Source organism: Vibrio ichthyoenteri ATCC 700023 (genome assembly GCF_000222605.1).
GTDB classification, from domain to species: domain Bacteria; phylum Pseudomonadota; class Gammaproteobacteria; order Enterobacterales; family Vibrionaceae; genus Vibrio; species Vibrio ichthyoenteri.
This window is the reverse complement of record NZ_AFWF01000245.1, coordinates 1-358: the sequence shown is the minus strand read 5'-3', so window position 1 is coordinate 358 and position 358 is coordinate 1. Positions and strand designations below refer to the sequence as shown.

Below are 358 nucleotides of genomic sequence, written 5' to 3'. Positions count from 1 at the left end.
GGCCAAAGAGTGGCGAGAGTGCCAGCATTTCTTCAAGCCATACCCAGCCGCAATACCAAAACTGCTCATCAAGCTCAGGGTGGTAGTTCATCGGCAACCAACGCAAAAAGCTATCAAGGGGCGACTCTTGGTCGCTGTTTTTGATGAAACGAAGCGACAGGTTTGAGCCATTAAAGGTGGCGCGAAGGCTATCGGTACGCGCTTCCATCTCATCAAGGGAATCCGCTTGCAGGTAAAAAGCCAATTGACCACGCCACAATGGATGGTGCTCAAGGTGCGTATCAAAGTCATCACAGCGCTGACGCAGTGTTTCCAGCTCGGTCTCTTCACCGACGGACGATTTTTGAATGTGCTTGAT

At 51.1% G+C, this 358-nt stretch carries 1 pseudogene; it reads right to left on the bottom strand.

Annotated elements, in window-relative coordinates:
- A pseudogene (locus RH85_RS23065) lies at positions 1-358 on the bottom strand (conjugative transfer ATPase); the annotation flags it as partial.